Source organism: Oleiphilus sp. HI0117, from assembly GCF_001635235.1.
Map to the genome: position 1 here is coordinate 1 of NZ_LWGA01000294.1, position 270 is coordinate 270.

Sequence of the window (270 nt, forward strand, 5' to 3'; positions counted from 1 at the left end):
GCAATGGTATTCACAAAACCATAGTTAATCGTTACCGCTGCAGCAATGCTTTCAAGTGCCAAAAAAGCAGTCGCCCCTAAAGCGGTTTTGCCGACACGGCTAATACCCATACGCCGAGCTTTACGAGCGGTGAATCGTAAGGCGTAATCTTCTAGGGTTTGGTCAGCCACCCACTGGTTATAGTGGCGACGAACTTTAAGAATCTTCTGTTTGGCAGGCATAAGTTCTATAGCAAAAGTTTTATGTACTTATAAATGAGTATTTAGCTAG

1 protein-coding gene is annotated in these 270 nt (G+C 43.7%); it reads right to left on the reverse strand.

What is annotated here, in order from left to right:
• Positions 1-221, reverse strand: a 221-nt coding sequence (locus A3757_RS03725) for a hypothetical protein (protein ID WP_156506152.1), incomplete at its 3' end; no start/stop codon positions are given.
• Between the last annotated feature and the right edge of the window lie 49 nt (positions 222-270).